At 41.8% G+C, this 22083-nt stretch carries 14 protein-coding genes; 2 read left to right on the top strand and 12 right to left on the bottom strand.

Annotation, left to right across the window (positions count from 1 at the left end; all coding sequences use genetic code 11):
- Positions 1-35: 35 nt before the first annotated feature.
- The 7 genes from DI53_RS07805 to dxs form a co-directional block, all read right to left on the bottom strand.
- Positions 36-2666 carry a carboxypeptidase-like regulatory domain-containing protein gene (locus tag DI53_RS07805; protein WP_157836756.1) on the bottom strand — a complete coding sequence of 877 codons (2631 nt, stop codon included), beginning with the start codon at positions 2664-2666 and terminating at the stop codon, positions 36-38.
- An 18-nt stretch (positions 2667-2684) separates the two neighbouring features.
- Positions 2685-3503: a GLPGLI family protein gene (locus DI53_RS07800; protein WP_037497393.1), complete on the bottom strand. Its 819-nt coding sequence runs from the start codon at positions 3501-3503 to the stop codon at positions 2685-2687.
- Between the two features lie 168 nt (positions 3504-3671).
- Positions 3672-3845, bottom strand: a complete 174-nt coding sequence (locus DI53_RS20280; protein WP_157836755.1) for a hypothetical protein — start codon at positions 3843-3845, stop codon at positions 3672-3674.
- 303 nt (positions 3846-4148) lie between these two features.
- A complete protein-coding gene (locus DI53_RS07795; protein ID WP_037497390.1) occupies positions 4149-4787 on the bottom strand; it encodes a DNA alkylation repair protein in 639 nt (212 codons plus the stop codon).
- 174 nt (positions 4788-4961) lie between these two features.
- The gene (locus DI53_RS07790) at positions 4962-6446 is read right to left on the bottom strand and encodes a SusD/RagB family nutrient-binding outer membrane lipoprotein (RefSeq protein WP_052072191.1); all 1485 of its coding nucleotides are present in this window, start codon (positions 6444-6446) and stop codon (positions 4962-4964) included.
- 7 nt (positions 6447-6453) lie between these two features.
- The gene (locus tag DI53_RS07785; protein ID WP_052072189.1) at positions 6454-9777 is read right to left on the bottom strand and encodes a SusC/RagA family TonB-linked outer membrane protein; all 3324 of its coding nucleotides are present in this window, start codon (positions 9775-9777) and stop codon (positions 6454-6456) included.
- A gap of 765 nt (positions 9778-10542) precedes the next feature.
- On the bottom strand, positions 10543-12471 hold the full coding sequence (gene dxs, locus DI53_RS07780) for a 1-deoxy-D-xylulose-5-phosphate synthase (RefSeq protein WP_037497388.1): 1929 nt from the start codon (positions 12469-12471) through the stop codon (positions 10543-10545).
- Between the two features lie 149 nt (positions 12472-12620).
- Here dxs and DI53_RS07775 point away from each other — a divergent pair, with 149 nt between their 5' ends.
- Positions 12621-13373, top strand: a complete 753-nt coding sequence (locus DI53_RS07775) for a segregation and condensation protein A (protein ID WP_037497726.1) — start codon at positions 12621-12623, stop codon at positions 13371-13373.
- 589 nt (positions 13374-13962) lie between these two features.
- Here the strand turns inward: DI53_RS07775 and DI53_RS07765 are convergent.
- The 3 genes from DI53_RS07765 to DI53_RS07755 are packed head-to-tail and all read right to left on the bottom strand — an operon-like array spanning position 13963 to position 16664.
- Positions 13963-14670: an enoyl-CoA hydratase/isomerase family protein gene (locus tag DI53_RS07765; protein ID WP_052072187.1), complete on the bottom strand. Its 708-nt coding sequence runs from the start codon at positions 14668-14670 to the stop codon at positions 13963-13965.
- Complete coding sequence (locus DI53_RS07760; protein ID WP_037497384.1) at positions 14663-15523, bottom strand: beta/alpha barrel domain-containing protein; 861 nt, start codon at positions 15521-15523, stop codon at positions 14663-14665. Before DI53_RS07760 ends, DI53_RS07765 begins: the two co-directional genes overlap by 8 nt.
- Positions 15513-16664: an acyl-CoA dehydrogenase family protein gene (locus DI53_RS07755; RefSeq protein ID WP_037497381.1), complete on the bottom strand. Its 1152-nt coding sequence runs from the start codon at positions 16662-16664 to the stop codon at positions 15513-15515. Before DI53_RS07755 ends, DI53_RS07760 begins: the two co-directional genes overlap by 11 nt.
- 124 nt (positions 16665-16788) lie before the next feature.
- On the opposite strand from DI53_RS07755, the gene DI53_RS07750 reads away from it, so the two are divergent.
- The gene (locus DI53_RS07750) at positions 16789-18396 is read left to right on the top strand and encodes an acyl-CoA carboxylase subunit beta (RefSeq protein ID WP_037497379.1); all 1608 of its coding nucleotides are present in this window, start codon (positions 16789-16791) and stop codon (positions 18394-18396) included.
- A gap of 487 nt (positions 18397-18883) precedes the next feature.
- Here DI53_RS07750 and DI53_RS07745 read toward each other — a convergent pair whose 3' ends face one another.
- Together DI53_RS07745 and thiL are read right to left on the bottom strand one after the other, a co-directional pair.
- Entirely contained in the window at positions 18884-20800 is a 1917-nt protein-coding gene (locus DI53_RS07745) for an acetoacetate--CoA ligase (RefSeq protein ID WP_037497377.1), read from the bottom strand.
- A 147-nt stretch (positions 20801-20947) separates the two neighbouring features.
- Complete coding sequence (gene thiL, locus DI53_RS07740; protein ID WP_037497374.1) at positions 20948-22012, bottom strand: thiamine-phosphate kinase; 1065 nt, start codon at positions 22010-22012, stop codon at positions 20948-20950.
- Between the last annotated feature and the right edge of the window lie 71 nt (positions 22013-22083).

Here is a 22083-nt window from a genome sequence, read left to right as displayed (position 1 = left end):
TTGTAAATTTGCAACGATGTAAAGTGATGTAATTGTTAGAATTTGTAGTACATAGATAGCAAAAAGTTTGCTGGACGAAGAAGATAGTAGCTGGAATTAATGGATGTATTGGAAAACTCGGTATACCCAAAATTCCTTTCGTTGAATATATTAGTACCTTTTAAATCAAATGCTAACGCAGGGCTTACCTTATAGCGAATTCCAACGTCCAAAAATTGTTGGTGTAAACTGCTGTTTTCTGTAACTTCATTGTATACGTATTCCCACCCCGCTAGCATGCTAATTTTAGGAGTGCCTATTACCGTCAGCTTCAACGACTGCATATTCTGCTTTAGTGAATTTAATCGAGCTGCATTATTAACGACAGATCTGCTAATGGAGAAATTGCCCAAATAATCAATATTTACCCAAGAGCTCGGAGCAGCGCTAAATTTGGGTACCAGTTCCCAACTCCTAATTTCATGGGTTATAATTTGTCGGTTTTGCATAACCTCTGCCAGCGATGTTGTGTAATTCAGCTGCAGCGATGCAGAAGCGTTCCAGCGGTCAAACCCTTTTCCAATTTGACCCGCTATGCGGTTGACGGAAGATTTATTACTAGTTATCAGCAGCTGTTGCAACACGATAGGTCCATTGAAAGTATTTGCTGCCAATAAGCCATTGACATTTGTAGTATGGGTAAAAAACACCCCCCCAAAAACAGCTGACACAGGGTTCCGATACGTAATATCTGCTGCGGAAGAATAACGTGTTCGCCGTTCCAGGGAGTCGTTTCCCTGAGTAAAAAGGCGGTAGCTTCGCAAAGTGGTTTCGGGAAGATAACGGAGCACTTCCGTGTTGATTTGGTTATCAATCGCTCCTCTTAAAGAAAATCTAAAAAATGGATTTAGATGAACCATCATATTTGCAGATGGATTAACGAAAAAAAACTGTTCGCGCCTGCTCTTTTTCATCCGATTATCGTGTAAGCGCGGAATGGTATAAACAATCGGTAGATTAAAACGGATACTAAAATTCGGCTTTTTATAGCTGACCTGAGGTTTATAATAAAAGTTAGTTTCATTGAGCTGGAAATTATTGACTTGCGCACTTTCAATTAGCCCGATAGCATTTAAAGGACCATCTAATGTAGATTCCAAGTGTTTAACTGTCTCTTTCCAGCCTAGCCTACTCTCCAAAGACCACCCGTTGAACGTAAATGTGTTACTTGCATGCATATGATGAAAAAAAGAAGCTGTTTGCATCAATTGCTTAATGCCCAGGCTATCATTGTATAACACCAATCCCAGGATTTGCTGTTGATCATATCGAGTAAAAGAATTAAGTGATACGCGCTTATCACCTATCAACTTTACAAAATTAAAATTATTTTGAACGGTATATTGCCGAAAATCACCGCTTTGGGCGTTGGGGGCGGTACCTATCGTAGCAATGTCATCACTCTCCCAGGAAACTTTTGTTCTCAACGTATTGTCTAGGAAAAAATCACTGACATTTTTATTGATGTTAAAGGTCGCATCCAGGCGTGACGGTTTCGAAACAAAATGAGAAAACTCTGAAAAACGATAACTACCATCAGCCATTAAATAGGCCTGTTCAGCTTGTGTTTCATTAACTAATACATCGCGGGTATAGTCTATCGCTGCTTTCGCGGAAAAATCTCTTTTTAGATTCCAAATAGAGCGTGTGTTAGCCAATACCGATTTATTAAAATAATATCTTGATTCCTTTAATTTAGGTGGGACAATTTGCATTTGCAGCGGGTTCTCCATGGTTACATTATTCTCTGCACCGCTTAGCAAATCTTCTATACTCTGGTTTTTAACGTCTTCACTAATATTGTTCCCCGTATTATTGGTCTTCACTACGTTAAGCGATTGCAATTTTGCAGAGGCCTGCATCGCTGTTGCGGAAACATCCCAAAGAAAAGGAGTTGTTCCAACCCCAGCTGTAGCGTTTCCAACCCATTTTCCTTTAGAACTATCTTTTAATTTTAAATTCAACGCGGCACGATCGCTACCGACTATTTCCTCTAAGACTTTCACCGGTTGATGGTTTTCAAGTATCTCTACTTGATTCACGTCACGGAAATCCACATTGTTCACGGCAAGGCCATATTTATCATCCAATAGGTTGATGCCTTCTATGTAAAATCGATTGATAGCTTTACCATTGTACAGCACCGCGCCAGATTCGGTAACTTCCATTCCTGGCAATTTTCTTAATACATCCCCAATTGTTCTGTCCATATTTTGCGCAAATTGATCGACTTGATACCGAATCGTATCCTTAACATGTGTGATACGAGGAGGCTTTATCTTAATCTCACGCAGGTTAATGGGCTGTTGTTTCAGCGTAACATCTCGCGTCACGGTCGACTGGCCATCAACATGTATCTTTATAGATTGATAACCTAAAAGCGCAAATGAAAGAATAAATTTATGGTTTTGAGCCAATGCCAATGAATAATGACCCGCGGCGTTTGAAGTTGTATGACCTATTATTGCGGTTTGATCATCGGCGTAGGCCGTGACAATTACGCCTGCTAGCGGACTATTAGATGCTTCATCCACTATTTTACCCCCTACCTTATGCTCCGTTGACTGCGCGGCAGCAAATAATGGAATGAAAGCAAATAAAAAGTAAACTATTTTTCTGATTATCAAACGAGCTGAGATAAACATTTAGTTCCATTCAATTGGATTATAAGGCCTGACTCGCTTCGCAGATTCCCTTGCGGCATCGTTCATTGGTTTTACCTCTATACTCATTTGGTTTTTGATAAAATCGTGCGGCCTTTTTATATAGCGCTCTTGTAATTTCAAAAAGTCAGCTTTGGACAACTTAATATATTTTTGCGGAACAATCGCTACAGGTGCAGGATTAACCATTTTCTGGAAACCCGTCAATTCAAAACTGAAGTGCTTCTTAGAATCTTCTACTTTTAAAATTAATCCCGGAAGGCCGCCAAATTTCCAAGGGCCGTTATCTATCGCAATCTCTGGTGTAAACCATGCTTCAAACTCTCGACCTCCAAAAGAACAAACCGCCTTCTGAACAACATAACCTAAAATACTATCTTTATCAGTCTGAATAGACCATTTTTGAGTATGGAGGGGCTCCTGATAGAGGTAGTGATCAGTCACAATTTTTTCAGTCACTGTTATTTTTTTAGAATTTGCATCTTTGAATATATGATACAACATCCCTCTTTTCCCATATTTAGCCTTTTCCGCCAAAATTTGTGTACTGGAAATTCCCTTATCGATATCTGCTTGAAGCGCGGAATCTACTCGAAATGTATTATAGCTATAAAAAACAGATGAAGAGGGCCCAAACTCCAAAACCATAAAATCCGATGTTCTCCTCGCGTCATTTTCAGGATTTCCGATGTAAGTGAGCTTATATGTGCACTTAAATGTTGCGTCTGCAAACGTTTGAGCGGATAGCCTTAAGAAGAAAGACAAAAAAGCTATCAAAGAATACAAATAAAAATTTCTCATAAAATACGATTCATACAAATAATAATGGAACTGTCTAAAAAGTATAACAATTGTCGTTCAGATACGAGTGCAGCGAAGTCTCCCTATTACATTGAAACTCTAGCAAACTCCTACAATCGAAAGATCAGTTATAAACCCTTTTAGACAGTCCAATTTTTTCTCGATACGCTAGCCACAATCTATGTCGTCTAAGGCAAGCGCGACATCGATCATGTCAATTACCGAGTCAAACTGATCATTTGGAATGTCGTAAGAAGTTCCGCAAGAAGTTGTGATTTGCACTGCATTGGCTGCCAAAGTAAGCCCGAGAATGAGCGCTAAAGATAATGCTAATTTTTTCATAAAGTGAAATTTGTTAGTTAAGTCTACTCTTTTGGCTAAGGATTTTCGAATACTCCTTGATCACGTGATTAACCAAATATAAAAATAAAATTTTCTATAAACAATATTTTTATATAAAAACAACCTTTAGAAACAGGGTTATACGACCTCCATGATATTTTGTAAAAATTTTTTTCTTAAAGATTTGTCGTTAACGACTTTCTTCTCGGTAAACACCCTGTTTAACACTTCTTTTGGAAAGTTTCATCAGTTACCGTAGGTTTAAAAAATGTAAATATATTTCCCCACTAACTTGCAACTATTTTACAATCCCCGCTTTTCACTTTCCATCGCAATAAATTCCGGCAAATAGTCCGGCGTACAACCTTTCGATACCATCTCTCCTTTGTACAGGCCTGTTCTTTCACCAAGAGCAACACAGCGGTTGCGATACTCCTTTTCAAAAACACCTATCCAGCCCGCGGTGAAATTCATGGCCCACTGTACTTCTGGCTCTTCCGTTTCGATACCTGACTCTATTTTAGACAGTAATTCTTCGCTGTTTGGCTGTACCTTCCCAACCCAACGTAGCCGAGCCTGGTAGTACCAAAAAACGCGTCTTTGTAGTGAAGACGGGCTGCTTTCCCATTTTTCTATGTCTGAGATAACCTTTTTCTCTTTAGCTAGCTGATTGGCCATTAACCAATCTATTAATTGAAGTTTCTCTCCGTAAGGATGTTCCGTTATGTCCTTATCCAAATCGTCTATAAATGGCTGCGAAAGCTGCTTTTTGTCCATAATTAAGATGGACAAAAGCCGAGGTAAAAACTGGCCTGTCGACCATAGTTCCAAAGCTAATTTATGATCCTTTTTGATCTCACTTGCAATTTTACGAAGGTCGCCGAGTTTGGTATCTGGATTGATCTGAGCTAAGATTTTTTCGGCTTGTAAAGAGTGTTTCATAAGCTGGTTGTTTTTAATAAGCTTACTACAAAAACGTCAAATCGCGTGCAAAAGTATCGGATTGCAAGATGTGATCCGTTTCGCATGCAAAAAAAATCAAGCTAAAAAAGCCCACGGTCATAGAGGTGCCGCGGGCTGAATATTTCATGATGGGGTTGAATCCATTGACTTCAATTAATTATCCCACCAAACGGCCGTATTGATATCGTCAGTACCCTGTCTTGCAACCGCAGCGGCACGGCTTTGGGCATTGAGCGATTGTTCCGATAATGGGTAAGCAAAACGCACTGGAATACGATTATTATTTTGATTGGAAGGTCCTGCCTGCAACGCCGGATAACCTGTTCTTCGCCAATCGAACCAAGCTTCCAGGCCTGTAAAAAATAAACCAATCCATTTTTGTGTGCCAATTCGCTCTAGCGATTGTGCATCTTGGAAAGCGACACCTTCTTGCATCAAATAGCCAGCAGGCATATTGGTATCTACCATTTCAAAAGCCGCCGAGACACCACTTTCGTAATACGCTTTCGCTGAACCGCTAATCAGCCCTTTCGCGGCCGCCTCAGCGAGAATAAACTGCAGCTCTGGGTACGCCATGATATAGCCTCGCGCTACGTTCAGCCCGCGTTCGCTAATAGCGCCCTCAAAATAAAGATTTCCAATTCGAGAGATATTCTGCACACCGCCATTGTAATTAAGTGCCGCTACATCATCTAAGCCATTCGGAACACCCGCATATTGCGGATTAGCGCTTCCGGCACTTGCGGCTGTAGGACGTGCAAAAACCTGGACTCGAGGGTCACCGTAAGCCGCCAGCTTATCGCCCAGGGTTTTGCTTAAACGAAACTCATCAAACGAGCCCACACGGTAGGTATGTACTGGAAATTGATTAGGAAGTTCAGGGAGGTAACGCAATGTCCCGTTATCTTCGTTACTCTCAAAAATAGGATATTTAGCGGCATCGCCTAAAATACCTCGGATCTGTGCTGATACATTTTGCCTTCCCGAGATACGCATAAGGTAACGGAGATGCAAAGCATTGGCTAGTTTCTTCCAGCGCGAGATATTTCCTGCATACAAGATATCACCCACAATCACCTCTTCTGTGCTCCCTAAAAGATTGTTCGCCTCTTCTAAATCCGCAATGATTCCGGCATAGATTTGTTCCTGCGGATCGTAGGCTGGCGTGAAGCGCTGATCGGACTTTCCCTGAATAGCTTGCGAATAAGGAACGTCTCCATAAGCATCCGTCAAGACCGAATAAATCCATGATTTCATCACCAATGATATCCCTCGGTAGTTGTTCTGACCGGCAGTTTCGCTCAATTGTTCTAAGTTGTTTACATCGCGTAGTACCGTGTATAGGCCATTCCATGTGCCGGATTGATCGCCCCATATATAGCGATCTGTATTGACAAATTGTATTTTCGCCGTTTGCTGAATCACGATGTTACCAATGCCCCAGCCATCTCCCATCACCTGGTTAACCGAACTACGAATAATGGTGGGCAAAAGGAGGTCTGGGGTAACACGAAGAATAGCATTCGGATTGGTGTTGAGCTCTTCGAAATTTTTATCGCACGCGCTAAACACGAGCGATAAGGCTAGTGCTCCAGCAATGAAATGCATCCGTTTGATGGTGTTCTTTAGGTATAACATAGTAAAATTACAGTTTAAAGTTAAGACTGAATCCCCAGCTGCGGGTAGATGGTAAAGCCATGGATTCCACCCCCGGAATGATGGTACCGCCGCTCATAGATGCTGTTTCGGGGTCAATGTGCGGCACATTCGACCACAGCGCCAAATTGCGACCTATCAAGGAGAACTTCACGTCCTTAATAGGTAATTTGGCAATCATGCGGGAAGGAAGTGTGTAGCCTATGGAAAGCTCCCGCAATTTGACAAAAGACGCATCAAACACCGCTCCTTCCAATAAGCTCCGCCCTAAGGTATAGGATGTGTGCCATTCCCGGGATGAGAGCTGAACCGCGTTAGGACTGTATGTTCCATCTGCATTTTGTACGACGCCTTCCCCAATGACGCCATTGCCTTCCTGAGTAAGGTCATAGCCATTCGCTCTGCCTTCAAGTGTTTCTATTAACGCGCCAGTTTCTCTCCCGATGACTTGTGTGTGGGAGTAAACCTGCCCGCCATGACGAATATCCAAAAGCGCACTAAGATGGACCCCTTTGTATGCAAAGCTGTTTCGAATGCCCATCAACCAATCTGGGTTATAATTTCCGAGCTTAACAATGTTATCTGTAGGCAGCGGCTTTCCCTCGCTATTATAAATAATTTGACCGTGGTAAGGGCTATTGGTATCTTCTACTCGCTTATATCCCAAGCCATACATATTACCCATGCGTTCGCCCTCACGAGCTTCCACAGAAACATAGCGACTTGCCATCACATAGTTGCTTATACCTTGATCAGGAGCCAGTTCCAATACGACGCTACGGTTTGTGGAGAAATTGACGTTGAAGTTCCACTGGAAACCCCCTTCCGTCACAACGGGTGTGGCGCTCAACATCGCTTCGTATCCCCAGTTTCGGATTTTTCCGGCATTCATGACCATGCTGGACAGTCCACTGCTGTAAGAGAGCGGTACATTGGTCAGAATCTGATTGCGCGTTGTGATGTTGTAATAGGTAAAATCGAAATTAAGGCGACTATTAAAAAAGCGCAGCTCGGTCCCCACCTCATAAGAGTCGCTGATTTCCGGTAACAAATTATAGTTTGGAAGGCGGCCCGATTCAGAAAATGCGGGGAAACTTCCGTACGGATCGGTGCGTAGATACGGCTGTGCGAAGGTGTAAGGGTCGGTGTCATTTCCGACTTGTGCAAAACCGGCACGCACTTTAGCATATGACCACCAATCAGGAAGATCCATAGCACCATTAAGCACAAAGCTGAGCGATGCAGATGGATAGAAATAAGCGTTATCTGATGTGGACGTCGGTGATGCCCCAAACGGAAGCGTGAGGGAACTTGCCCAATCATTACGCGCTGTTAGTTCTAAAAATAGAAAATCGCGATAATCGATCTGTGCAGAGCCATATATACTATTCACTCGCCTGCGCGTGTTGTACTGGTCAGATATCAGCGCAACTCGGGTATTTGCTAAGGAATAGGTGCCAGGAATGATGAGTTGTGGAGCACTTACATCTAACATGTTTCCGTTTACATTACGCTGGTTTCCACCAGCATTGATCGCAAGGTTAATATCACCAAACCGTTTGTTGAAGGAAAGCAAGAAATCCAAGTTACGTTCTTCGTTAGTGAGCTTATTTTCCCTATAGGATCCAAAAGGAAAACGCTGTGTACTAAAAGCTCTTCTACGCGTTTGCTGCTGATGAGTATAATCTGTACCCACACGGACAAATGCCTTGAGATAGTCTGTAAATTTATAGTTTAGCACCACGTTACCAAATAGCCGGTTGTCTGAGATACCATTTGTGTTGACAAAAAGATTGAAGTAGGGATTATCGTGGTAGTTGTAATTCGAATTAAATTGCTGCACATCTTGCCGCCCCGCCTGCCACCATTCCCGTTTCGCATCCAGATCAACCTGTCGGCCTAGCCATCCATATAGCAAGTAAATTATATTTTCTGTTCCATAGCTTAAGTTTGGTCTATTGCCACTGTTGCTGTTAACGTAGTTTACTGATGCACGAAGATCCAACCTATCCGTAAGTTTATAGCCGCTGTTAAACGCGAAGGTGTGGCGCGTAAGATCCGTATTAGGCACAATGCCTGATTGGTCAAAGTTCGTGTAGGCAAACCGAAAATCGCCTTTATCATTGCCACCGGCAAAAGCCACATTATTGATCCAAGTTTTTCCTGTCTGGAAAAAATTGCGTACGTTGTCCGGTCTGGCAATCCAAGGCGTTGCAATGACCTCACCGCGGGCTGCAAGGTCGGCGGCACTTCCAATAGCACCATCGTCAACCATATTAACTTCTCCTCCACGGAAACCATTGCTGGTTGGAGAATTAAATTGCTTGATAAGTCTTCCGTCAAGTAATGGTCCCCAACTTTCGTCTACTCCATCATTCAGACCACCACCAATGCCATCTTCAAAAGAAAACTCGCCATTAACGCCCTGTCCGTAACGATTCTGAAACTCCGGAAGGACCAAAGGATTTTCGAATGTAACGCTAGAGTTTACGCTTATGCCTAAGCCGCGCTGACCCTTCCCAGACTTGGTCGTGATCAGGATTACACCATTTGCTGCCCGAGAACCATAAAGAGCTGATGCATTAGCACCTTTTAATACAGAAACGGATTCTACATCATCGGGATTAACCAATCCAGCACCATTACCGTAATCTGTCTCCTGAAAGCTACGCCCGGACGAGCCAAATACCTCGTTTGTTATCGGCACGCCATCAATCACAAAGAGGGGCTGATTGGCGTTTAAGTTTAGCGATTTATCGCCACGAATGGTGATTCTAGAAGATGCGCCTACCCCTGATGGGTTACCGACAATAGTGACACCGGCCACCTTACCGGCCAGACCGTCCACAAAATTGGAGCTACGAACCTCCGTCAGATCATCCCCTTTAACCTCTTGTGCTGCATAACCTAAGGATTTTGCCTGCCGCGAAATGCCAAGGGCAGTCACAACCACCTCCTCGAGTCCTGTAACATCTGCAAGTAAAGTAATACTTAACTGTCTATTCTGCGGAATAGACAGTTCTTGTTTTTGAAACCCTATGGCCTGGATAACGAGCGTGGCGTTTGGTTCTTCCACATCGATCTGAAATTCTCCTTGCGAAGTTGTGGTTGCTGAACGATTGAGACCCTTAATTTGTACAGTTACGGAAGGAAGGGCTACTCCGTTAGCATCTCGCACAATGCCCCTAACTTCCGTTTTGGGTTTTGTTCCGGTTTGCGCTTGAATATGGTGCACATGGAAAAGAAGGATGATACATGATATGTATATCCATGTAAGGGGCTGCACTTTCTTTACTTTACGATCTGTTTTCATATTTTTTTAGGGGAGCTTTTTTAGCATCAAAGTTTTATTATTCAATATATTACGTAATATTATAGATGGATAAGAGATTGGGTTTTTGTCGTATTGAATAAGTTGATAAAGAAATTTCCGCAGTAGACGTGATAAAAACAGCAGTATACTGCCCTATAGATTTCCTGCAGTTTACCACATCCAATACGCCAGCATTTTTATATATGCTATGGGTATTGACTAACGCAAGGTCGCAGAGTTGCCAAGTGGGTAGTAATTCGTTTTTGTATATGGCGGAGGGAATGCTATGCGTGCCTTTTACATTTGGAAGGGAATTTCTCTGTGTAGGGAAATTCTGTTTATTGATCGATCTGTATGCGTAAAACAGCATTTTAGTATAGCTTTAAATGTTAAGCAATACTAAACACTTGTTGTTAATAACAGTTGAATTGAAAATTAAGAAAATATGAAATTTTAAGTCGGTAGCAATAGTTCACTGGGCGAATATCTTCCCTCTAAATGTGTTCAGCCCTAGTGAGCTTCTTGTATGCGGAAAATTAATTTACTTTACACAGGGATTTGTAAAGCGCACATTATCTAAATGATTTCACCATTTGGGGATGCAATTTCTTAGCGAACTTATGATTTTTTGTCCTAACGGACAATTATTTCCCAGATTGTTTATTATAGGTATAGCCTGTAACGCTTGCCAATCAAACTATTGACACACGCCACACGAGATGCATCCCATATAAGGATGAATGATAAAAAACGTTGTTTACTGTTTTAAGACACCATGGAGTTTGTCTTTATGGATGTGGCCAATCTTTTCGCCGCAGAAACAATAGATACAGCGTCATATCCACATAATTTCCATAACTCCACTTGTTCGCCATGTTCCACGACTTCGTCTGCAATTCCTAAGCGTACCACTTCGACATTATAGCCATGATCTGCCATAAATTCCAATACCGCTGAACCTACACCACCCATTAAACTGCCATCCTCTACAGTAATCACTTTAGTAAAGGTTGAAAAAACTTCATGCAATAACGCTTCATCCAGAGGTTTTGCAAATCGAAGATCGTAGTGAGCAGGGTAAATTCCGTCTTGATTTAATAATTGGATAGCTTTAGCCGCTTCGTTTCCTATCGCACCAAAGCTTAATATAGCAAGCTCCTCGCCATCCTGTATCTTTCTGCCTTTTCCGATTTCAATTTCCGTGAACGGGCGTTTCCAATCTGACATCACGCCGTTTCCTCGAGGATAACGAATGACTACCGGCCCTTTATCCGGCAATTGAGCCGTATACATCAAATTTCGGAGCTCCTCTTCATTCATAGGCGCAGATACCACAAGATTAGGAACACATCGCATAAATGCGATATCATAGGCGCCATGGTGCGTAGGCCCATCAGCTCCTACCAAGCCTGCCCTATCGAGACAAAATACAACGTTTAGCTTCTGCAAAGCAACATCATGTATGACCTGGTCGTAAGCACGTTGCATAAAAGAGGAATAAATATTACAAAACGGTACCATACCTTGCGTGGCAAGTCCTGCGCTGAAGGTAACAGCATGTTGTTCCGCAATACCCACATCAAATGCTCGGCTGGGCATCGCCTTCATCATAATATTCATTGATGATCCTGAAGGCATCGCTGGGGTAATCCCCATAATCTTATCATTTGCTTCGGCAAGTTCTACCAACGTATGACCAAATACATCTTGGTATTTGGGTGGTTGCGGCTTTTCTGCAATACTCTTTTTTATCTCTCCCGTGATCTTGTCAAACAAGCCTGGCGCATGCCATTTAGTTTGATCTTTCTCAGCCAGCGCATAACCTTTTCCTTTTACCGTAACAGCATGTAGCAGTTTCGGACCCGGAATATGCTTTAAGTCTTCTATTGTTTTAGCAAGTTTTGCAACATCATGCCCATCGACAGGACCAAAATAACGGAAATTGAGCGATTCAAAAAGGTTTGCGCTTTTTAGTAGCGTGCCTTTTATACTCTGTTCCAATTTCTTTGCCCAGCCATAAGCATCCGGCCCGTTCTTCGATATCTTCGCTAAGACAGCTATAAGATCATCCCGGAACCTGTTGTAGCTCTTCGATGTGGTGATACTTGTTAGGTATTCCTTCATCGCGCCTACATTCGGGTCGATAGACATACAATTGTCGTTTAGAATAACCAAAAGATTAGACTTTTCAATCCCTGCATGGTTAAGCGCCTCGAAAGCCATCCCACCCGTCAACGCACCATCGCCTATAATAGCCACATGCTGCCTATCTGTCTCTCCCTTGTACTCCGACGCTACAGCCATACCAAGCGCTGCAGAGATAGATGTAGAGGAATGTCCTACACCAAAGGTATCGTATTCACTTTCGCCCCGTTTAGGGAATCCAGATAGTCCACCGAATACACGGTTGGTATGAAAGTCTTCCCTTCTTCCCGTGAGTATTTTATGTCCGTAAGCCTGATGGCCTACATCAAATATAATTTGATCATAAGGCGTATTAAGGGCATAATGAAGGGCAACGGTCAATTCTACCACGCCTAAGCTTGCCGCAAAATGTCCACCATTTACCGACACGATATCGATTATAAACTGTCTCAGTTCATCACAAACCTTCTCCAACTCCGCCGGCTTTAAATTCCGTAGGTCGGATGGATAGTTTATTTGTTGTAATAGTGGACCTGCCTCTACTTGCATATCTTCTCTTGTCTATAAATAAGTTACAAATTAACAACTTATTAGCTAAACTACAGAACAATAAATCCAAATAAAAGTTTATCACGGCGCATGTTTACGCGAAAATATAGTCCGAACTTCGCTATCAAATGCTTATTTTTGAGCAAAATATGCAGACAGAAGCTTACGAAATAAAATTAGAGCAATTTGAAGGTCCGTTTGATCTTCTTCTATTTTTTATAGAACGAGATGAACTGAATATTCATGATATTCCTATATCCAAGATTACGGACGATTTTTTGGACTACATACAGAAAATGCAGTCCCTAAATATTGAATTGGCGAGTGAGTTTATTTTTGTGGCTTCCACGCTGATGCGAATCAAGGCAAAAATGCTTCTACCTAGACCAGATCTTGATGAGGCGGAAAATGAAATTGACCTGAAAAAAGAACTTACCCAAAAACTTATTCTCTACAAGCAGTTTAAGGAAATTTGTGCTGATTTACGCATATTGGAAGAACAACGGGGCAAAGTTCATAGCCGGGGAAACATTTCAGCTGATAACAAGATAGCTCGTAAAAAGGACAATACCGATGAACAACTGGATTCATTCGATCTGTATAAGCTGATGATGGTATACGAAAAATTGATGTTTAGCTATAGGCATCGTATTCAAGAGGTGACGCATACGGTCGTGAAATATCCATACACGATAGAGCAACAGAAGAAAGCAATAGCCGAACTTATTGAAATAAACAATAAACTTGACTTTCAGCAAATGCGTAGCCATTCGGAAAATAAGGTGCAATTTGTGTATAATTTCTTAGCCGTATTGGAAATGCTGCAACAACGGCTTTTGGAGATCCAGATAGGAATGGGCTACAACAATTTTTGGATAGAGAAGAGAGTAGATCTTAATTAATTGTCTGCCGCATGCCGCAGCAAGTTCGAGTTTTCTGTTTATAAAACAGTTTGTCCTTCGCTCAGACCTTTCCGCCGCATGCCGCGGCAAGGCAAATACTTTTGTAGGGTAATGCAGTTTCTAAACGGATTGTCCGACGCACCACCCTTCCGCCGCATGCCGCGGCAAGGCAAATACTTTTGTAGGGCAAAAGTATTCAAAACCCCGTCGCTTGAAACCTTTGCAGGGGAGGTTTGTGCTGTGGCAAATGATTACATATTGCAAAGCTTTCGATGCGACATTTCGCTTAATAAGGGGAAGAAGCCATAAAATATAGAATAGCTAAATTTCTCGCACTACACATCACGCACTACGCTTATATACATACTAGGTACTAAATCTATATATTAAACCATATCCTCAATACTCACTACGCATTACGCACTACTCATTACGCAGTACGCTTATCTACATACGAATCACTAAAATCTAAATACTAAACTTTATATCTCACTACGCATTACGCACTACTCTTATCTACATACGAAGTACTAAAATCTAAATACTAAACTTTATATCTCACTACGCAATACGCACTACGCGCTACTGATTACTCACTACCATCTCGTAGCTGCTCCAATCGATCTTTTAAAAAGGCAAACTGCTCCGAACGTTCTACTGTAGGAAGTTGTCGCAAAGCTTCAATGCCTTTTTTAATTGCTATTTCTCGCTTATCCCGAAAAGAATCCAATAAGTTGCTTAATTGAGCGGTTTCTAAATAGCCATCCACGATACCGTAATGCATAGCTTCTTCCACATTAAAGTATGCGGTGTTTAAGCATAATTGCAATACCTTTTTTTCAGGCATTACTCTTAATAGTCCCGCCATAACTTGAAATGGAAATATCCCCAATTCGAGTTCTGGCAAACGAAAACGAACCTGCGGAGAAGCAAAAACATATGTACAGCCCAATATAAAAAGAAAAGCTCCTGCTATCACATCCCCTTCTACCCGAGCGACAACCGGCTTTTTAAAATTATCCATTACTTCACCCAACGAAACATCCCTATTTTCAATATTCGGATTAGGTGTATCTAACGTGGGATCCTGAAAGGTCTTCAAATCCATGCCTGCACAAAAGACAGGACCATCGGCTTGCAGCAGCAATACCGTAATTTCATTATCATCATTAGCGACAGCCAGCGCATGTGCAATTTCATTGATCATGCCCGGCGTAAACGCATTTCGCTTGGCGGGACGTGATAAGGTCAATATACCAATATGACCGCTCTTCTCCACTTTTATGAAATTATACATCTTGTGTGATTAATCGTTGAAAATTCTCCATCAGCCCCGCTACTTCCGTTTCGCTAACAGTTGAAAAGCGCTTCAACAATAATTCGGAAGGAATATTACCTACTAGATCATCTTGTGCGAAAGGACAGCCGCCATAGCCCATTACAGCGCCTTCAAAAATACGACATCCGGCATCAAAGGCCGCATTTACCTTTGCTAAAGCTGTTTCTGCCCGGCTATGCAAGTGTATACTCAACGCTATATCTGGAAAGGATGTACTAATCTTTTCTAATAAATCTTTCACGGCTTTAGCCGACGCTTGGGAAGTCGTATCGGCAATGGAAAATTTACGAATGCCTATCCCCATTAATTTATCAATCCAATCGAGCACGATTTCAGGGTGCCAACGATCGCCGTAAGGATTGCCAAAAGCCATAGATATATAAATCATCAGTTCCGGACCGTTTTTACGCAGGAGTATATCTTTACTGGCTAACACAGATTCGAAGGCGGCAGCAGTAGAGCGATTTGTATTGCGCTGTTGAAACGTATCAGATACCGAAAAAGGATAACCCAAATAATGTAATCCTTCTACATTACTACCTATTTCAGCACCTTTTTCATTTGCGATGATGGCAATAAATTTAGTTGCCGTTGATTTATCAAGCCCATCCCAAACGGCTAACGTATCCGTTAATTGTGGTACTGCCGCTGCCGATACAAAACTCCCGAAATCAACAAAATCAAAGCATCCGCTTTGCAGCAAACTATTCAAGTATGCTATCTTTTTATCCGTGGGTATGAAGGTTTTTATACCTTGAATTGCATCTCGCGGACAATCCACAATCTTTATTGCTTCCGATTTATTGAACATCTCTTTTTATCTCCCTGGAAATAACCATCTTTTGTATAGCACTGGTTCCTTCACCAATGGTACACAGTTTAGCATCTCTAAAATACTTCTCTGCCGGATAATCTTTCGTAAAACCATACCCACCGTGAATCTGTACGCTTTCATTGGAAACTTCCACGGCCACTTCAGATGCATAAAGCTTGGCCATGGCACTTTCCTTGGTTACCTTTTTCCCCTCATCTTTTAGTTGCCCAGCTTGCCTGATCAGAAGTTCAGATGCTTCGATTTTCGTCGCTAGGTCGGCTATGCTAAATCCTACTGCTTGAAAGTCGTATATCTTTTGATTAAACTGTTCGCGTTCGTTAGCATAGCCTAGTGCAGATAGATAGGCGCCACGCGCTATACCTAGAGAAAGACCGGCTATGGAAATGCGACCACCGTCCAGTAACTTCAGCGCTTGTACAAAGCCTTCCCCTTCTTCACCAATAACTTGATCTTTATGCACGCGACAATTGTCGAAGAAGAGGCTCGCCGTTTCCGAAGCCCGCATGCCTAGTTTATCAAGCTTCTTACCGGCCGAAAAACCGGGCGTGCCCTTTTCAATGATAAATGCCGTAACACCTTTTTTATCACCCTTAGCTCCAGTCCGAACCATGACTACGGCCACATCGCCACTAATAGCGTGGGTAATAAATGTTTTCGAGCCATTGATAACATAATAGTCCCCGTCTTTCACACCGGTGGTTGATAAGCCTCCCGCATCGGATCCAGAGCCTGTTTCGGTTAGTCCCCAAGCACCAATCCATTCTGCTGTCGCCAGCTTCGGTAGATATTTTTTCTTTTGTGCTTCATTGGCAAATGAAAGAATATGGTTTGTACATAGCGAATTATGTGCAGCTACAGAAAGCCCTATCGAGCCGCAAACCTGCGATATCTCATCTAAAATCGTAATATACTCTTGATAGCCCAGACCGGCCCCGTTATATTCTTCGGGAACGAGCACACCCATAAAGCCATATTCGCCAAGTTTTTTAAAAAGATCTACTGGAAAGAATTGACGTTCATCCCAATCCATTACATAAGGTTTGATAAACTCACGTGCAAACTGTTTGGCACTTTCCCGTACCATAGTTAATTGTTCATTTTCGTAAATACGTAACATAATATTTTGTATGTTTATATTGGATTTACGAAAAATATAAAATAGTTTTCATATTTTAAAATTTTAGTAATTTTATTCCTGTTAACTCTTTATAAATTAATAAGTTTTTAAAATACATTGTCGTATGCTGGAATTATTGCAACTTTTGAAGCGTAAAAGTGAAAAACTTCATTTAGGCGGGGGCGCCGACCGAATAACGAAGCATAAAGAAAAGGGCAAGCTTACAGCTTGGGAACGAATTTTTACTTTGCTTGATCCTAGTAAACCCTATGTTGAGATCGGCAAATTTGCCGGTGACGATTTATATCCAGAACATGGGGGGTGCCCGAACGCAGGTGTCGCGGCGGTGATGGGCTATGTATCTGGACGTTTATGCGTGATCGTATCCAATGACGCTACAGTAAAAGCGGGAGCCTGGTTTCCCATCACTGCCAAGAAAAACCTAAGGGCACAGGAAATAGCGATGGAAAACAGATTGCCCATTATCTATCTCGTTGATTCCGCAGGGGTATATCTGCCCATGCAAGATGAGATTTTTCCTGATAAGGAACATTTCGGAAGAATATTCCGAAATAATGCAAAATTATCTTCCATGGGTATCCCACAAATTTCAGCCATTATGGGTTCTTGTGTAGCGGGAGGAGCTTACCTACCTATTATGTCTGACTATGCACTTATCGTAGAGGGAACTGGATCGGTATTCCTAGCGGGATCTTATCTTGTAAAATCTTCCATAGGCGAAGTTATTGATAATGAAACTTTGGGAGGCGCTACGACACACTGTGAGATATCAGGCGTAACGGATAATAAGTTTCCGGACGATGAGCAATGTCTGGCTGCCATCCGAAATATCGTCGATAAGTTTGGCGATCAGCCAAAAGCGAATTTCTCACGTGTAGCAGCGGTGGCACCGGAATATGCGCCTGATTTTATCTATTCTCATCTCCCACAAGACCGATTAAAATCGTATGACATGCGTGAGCTCATAAAAGCTATTGTGGATGCAGGGTCTTTAGAAGAATATAAAACAGATTATGGAAAAACGATCATTTGTACGCTAGCACGTGTCGACGGTTGGGCTGTCGGTATTGTAGCCAACCAACGCGAGATTGTCAAAGCAAAAAAACCGGGCAACGCCAATGAAATGCAGATGGGTGGCGTTATCTATTCCGATTCTGCGGACAAAGCGGCACGCTTTATCATGAATTGCAACCAACAACGCATACCCCTGGTTTTCCTACAGGATGTAACTGGTTTCATGGTGGGCTCTCGGTCTGAACAAGGGGGTATTATCAAAGATGGAGCAAAAATGGTTAATGCCATGGCAAATTCGGTCGTTCCTAAATTTACATTTATTGTTGGAAATAGCTACGGTGCGGGTAACTACGCGATGTGTGGCAAAGCTTATGATCCGCGACTAATTTATGCCTGGCCAACCGCTCAAATGGCTGTAATGAGTGGTGCATCGGCTGGTAAAACATTATTACAAATTCAGGAAGCCACATTAAAGAGCCAAGGAGTAACTCTTGATGAAACTGAAAAAAACAAGATATTATCTGATATACAACAACAATATAATGAACAACTTAGCCCATACTACGCTGCAGCTAGATTATGGGTAGATGGTGTAATTGACCCTCGTGAAACAAGAAACATAATCAGCTTGGGTATAGAGGCTGCGAATCAAAATGCGACGGTGGAGCGCTATAATGTTGGGGTGATTCAGACATAGTAAAAAGTAGTGCGTAGTGAGTATTGCGTATTGAGATAGTAGGTCTGTCAGGAGAGGGGGCGTCATTTGTTAGTATTGATTAGTGCGTAGTGGGTATTGAGATAGTAAGTGTGAAAGAGCCAAGGTCATTGCGAGAAGGAGGTACGACGACGCGGCAATTTGTTAGTATTGGGTAGTGTGTAGTGCGTAATGAGATTAAATACTAGTAGAGTCGACGTCATTGCGAGAAGGAGGAACGACGACGAAGCAATCTGTTAGTATTGAGTAGTGCGTAGTGGGTATTGAGATAGTAAGTGTGAAAGAGCCAAGGTCATTGCGAGAAGGAGGAACGACGACGCGGCAATTTGTTAGTATTGGGTAGTGTGTAGTGCGTAATGAGATAAGTAGATCTGTCAGAAGGGGCGGCGTCATTGCGGATAAAGATGACACCTTTCATGAACTAATCACCAGCATAACTTTCGAGATCGCTTGCTAGGGTATAGCGCATCTACGTGATTAACGTCATGTAAAGCTTTTCATATGCCTCTAGACTGTCCGGATTACGCATAATATCTTTAGAGACGGCATCTTTTGAAGACTTTCCAGAAAATATTTTTTTCACTGGGATTTCAAGCTTTTTACCGCTTAAAGTATAGGGAATATCAGGAACCGAAAGGAAGAGGTCTGGGATATGACGTGCAGAATATTGCTGCCTTAATGTCGATTTTAAAACTGGAACCACATCATCCAAACGTATACCAAACTGCAATTTCAAGAATAAGATCATTTGCGACTTATTGTGTTGGTCTTCGGTTGATATCACTAAGCTATCAGCTATGCTGTCGACTGTTTGAACCGCATTATAAATTTCTGCTGTTCCAATGCGAACGCCTCCCCTATTAAGGGTTGCATCCGAACGACCGTGCATAGTTACAGATCCATTGTCTGCAATGCTTATCCAATCGCCATGACTCCATTTACCTGGATGTTGACTAAAATAGCTTTCCTTGTATTTTGTATGTCCCGGATCATTCCAAAAATATACCGGCATGGATGGCATAGGTTCATTAATAAGCAGCTCCCCTACCTCGTTATAAACTTCCTCTCCCTTGTCGTTGATTGCAACAATAGCTGCTCCTAACGTTCGGCATTGTATGGTACCGGCATATACAGGCAACAGCGGGCAACCCGATAGAAAAGCGCTGCAAACATCTGTCCCACCGCTTAACGATATGATCTGTGCATTCGGGAATTTCTCTTGCAGATTTTCAAACGTCGCCACAGGAAGCGGAGATCCTGTCGAACCAATTACCTTGGGTTGGTACCCTTTGATTTCGAGCTCATGGATCGATGAATAATAGGCGGCGCCAGCACCCAAATGATCTACCCCTATCTTACGAACGTAATCCCAAAAATCTTGATGATTGTTATATTGTACTGCACCATTGTACAGGCAAAGACTTGCACCGCAAAGCAGACTCGATAATGCATAGTTCCACATCATCCATCCGGTGGTTGTATACCATAAAAACTTCTCCCCCGTCTGAACATTTTGATGGAGGGCCAGCGCTTTTAAATGTTCGAGCAGATTTCCACCCGTGCCATGCACAATAGCTTTCGGCTTTCCTGTCGTGCCGGATGAATACAAGATCCATATAGGATGATAGAAGGGAACACGTTCAAAAACCAACGGCAATGCATAGAAATCATTGAAAATTTTTTTCCAATCATCTCCATCGATATTTATACACGCTTCCAAACTAGGAACTTGCTCGCGGATAGCTTCCAAGGTATCTGTTTTTTTAAAAGTCTTTCCATTATATTGGTAAGTTAACTCCACAAAAAGTAACTTCGGCTCGATAAGAGCAAATCGTTCCACAATACTTTTATCACCAAAATCTGGTGAGCAACAAGACCATATTGCACCCAACGAATTAACGGCTAGAAATAGAGCGACAGCCTCAGTCGTATTATTTAATACAGCAACAACACGATCTCCTGCTTGTACACCCCTGCTTCGAAGGAATTGTTGAATGACGGAAACCATTTTTTCCAGCTCACTCCACGTTACAACACTGTAATTATTTGTTTCATCTTTGTAATAGATAGCAATTTCGTCAGCCTTTTTACCGGCAAAAATATGTTCTGCATAACTCAGGCTAATACCTTCAAACCATTTAGCATGTATAAAATCAACCGCGGATTCATCTCGAGATAGAATATTCCTGTATGTGCCTGTGTATTGAATAGAAAAGTAGCGTAATATACTTTCCCAAAATTCTTCTATATTTTCAACAGACCATATGTATAAGTCTTTGTATGAATCAAAGTAATAGCCTAATGTATCTTCCAAATACATTTGATAATTAGCTAATACAGCGTCTTTCTTATAAGATTCTGTAGGCACCCAAAGCGGATTTTTCATATAATGTACAAAGGTTTACATGACTAATCTACTAAAAAATACAGGGAAATAAATTGCTATTCGAGCATTTAGCCGTATAAAAAATAAGGCGAGCTATGAATAATTCATGGCTCGCCTTATTTGTATATCCTTACCGCTTAGTAAATATTATGCTGTACTACCGTCGTTAGAAGATTGCTTAAACGCATTCCAGCCTTGGGCTTGTATAGGATGAACATGGCCGGATTTTGAAATCATTTCGCATCCTGCAGCTTCTTCAGTTATATAACCTATTATTGAAATATCAAGCTGATTTTTAACCTTGTCATACTGATCTTGTGGAACGGTAAATAAAAGTTCGTAGTCCTCACCACCGTTTAATGCACAAACCGTAGGATCTAAACCAAATTCCCGTGCAGTTTCATAGGTCATCGGGTCAATAGGAATTTTATCTTCATACAGCTTACACCCAACCTTTGAAGCCTTACAAATATGGAGGATTTCAGATGCTAGACCGTCGGATACATCTATCATGGCATGTGGCTGTATGCCATAAGTCTCAAATAATTCAACGATATCCTTACGGGATTCAGGTTTTAATTGACGCTCTACGATGTAATCTTTACCTTCCAAATCGGGTTGGATATTTGGATTTTCTATAAAGATATTTTTCTCGCGCTCAAGCAATTGCAAGCCTACATAGGCTCCACCAAGATCACCGCTCACGCAAAGTAGGTCGCCCTCTTTCGCACCTGAACGATACACCACTTTGTCAGCATCTGCATAGCCAATACTGGTTACAGAAATCACCAATCCTTGTGCGGAAGCGGATGTATCGCCACCCACCAAATCCACATTAAATTTCTCACAGGCTATCAATACTCCTTGATAGATTTCTTCTACCGCTTCCACCGGAAATTTCGAGGATAGTCCGATCGAAAACGTGATTTGAGAAGCAATGCCATTCATGGCATAAATATCACTTAAATTGACTTGGACAGCTTTGTAGCCAAGATGCTTCAAAGGAACATAACGCAAGTCGAAATGTATTCCTTCCAGTAATAGATCCGTAGATATGAGCGTTTTCTTGCTACTAAAATCTAAAACGGCTGCATCATCACCAATACCTTTTACCGTAGAGAGCTCTTTTATTTCAACAGCTTTTGTCAGGTAATCAATAAGTCCAAATTCACCCAATTCATTTATATCTGTTCTTTGCTTATTGTCAAACATGGGATGTAAATTAAAAAGTCAAAATTAAAAAGTCAAAAATTACAAAGTAAAAAGTAATAAATCAAAAGTGA

The organism is Sphingobacterium deserti, assembly GCF_000757725.1.
In the GTDB taxonomy this organism is placed as follows: Bacteria; Bacteroidota; Bacteroidia; order Sphingobacteriales; family Sphingobacteriaceae; genus Sphingobacterium; species Sphingobacterium deserti.
The sequence above is the reverse complement of the archived record's forward strand: the minus strand, read 5'-3'. Positions and strand labels throughout refer to the sequence as shown.

Coding starts and splice junctions, on each gene's coding strand:
- DI53_RS20280 (WP_157836755.1), bottom strand. CDS start 3,845: ATGAAAAAATTAGCATTATCTTTAGCGCTCATTCTCGGGCTTACTTTG.
- DI53_RS07795 (WP_037497390.1), bottom strand. CDS start 4,787: ATGAAACACTCTTTACAAGCCGAAAAAATCTTAGCTCAGATCAATCCA.
- DI53_RS07750 (WP_037497379.1), top strand. CDS start 16,789: ATGCTGGAATTATTGCAACTTTTGAAGCGTAAAAGTGAAAAACTTCAT.
- DI53_RS07755 (WP_037497381.1), bottom strand. CDS start 16,664: ATGTTACGTATTTACGAAAATGAACAATTAACTATGGTACGGGAAAGT.
- DI53_RS07765 (WP_052072187.1), bottom strand. CDS start 14,670: ATGTATAATTTCATAAAAGTGGAGAAGAGCGGTCATATTGGTATATTG.
- DI53_RS07790 (WP_052072191.1), bottom strand. CDS start 6,446: ATGTTATACCTAAAGAACACCATCAAACGGATGCATTTCATTGCTGGA.
- dxs (WP_037497388.1), bottom strand. CDS start 12,471: ATGCAAGTAGAGGCAGGTCCACTATTACAACAAATAAACTATCCATCC.
- DI53_RS07800 (WP_037497393.1), bottom strand. CDS start 3,503: ATGAGAAATTTTTATTTGTATTCTTTGATAGCTTTTTTGTCTTTCTTC.
- DI53_RS07785 (WP_052072189.1), bottom strand. CDS start 9,777: ATGAAAACAGATCGTAAAGTAAAGAAAGTGCAGCCCCTTACATGGATA.
- DI53_RS07760 (WP_037497384.1), bottom strand. CDS start 15,523: ATGTTCAATAAATCGGAAGCAATAAAGATTGTGGATTGTCCGCGAGAT.
- DI53_RS07775 (WP_037497726.1), top strand. CDS start 12,621: ATGCAGACAGAAGCTTACGAAATAAAATTAGAGCAATTTGAAGGTCCG.
- thiL (WP_037497374.1), bottom strand. CDS start 22,012: ATGTTTGACAATAAGCAAAGAACAGATATAAATGAATTGGGTGAATTT.
- DI53_RS07745 (WP_037497377.1), bottom strand. CDS start 20,800: ATGAAAAATCCGCTTTGGGTGCCTACAGAATCTTATAAGAAAGACGCT.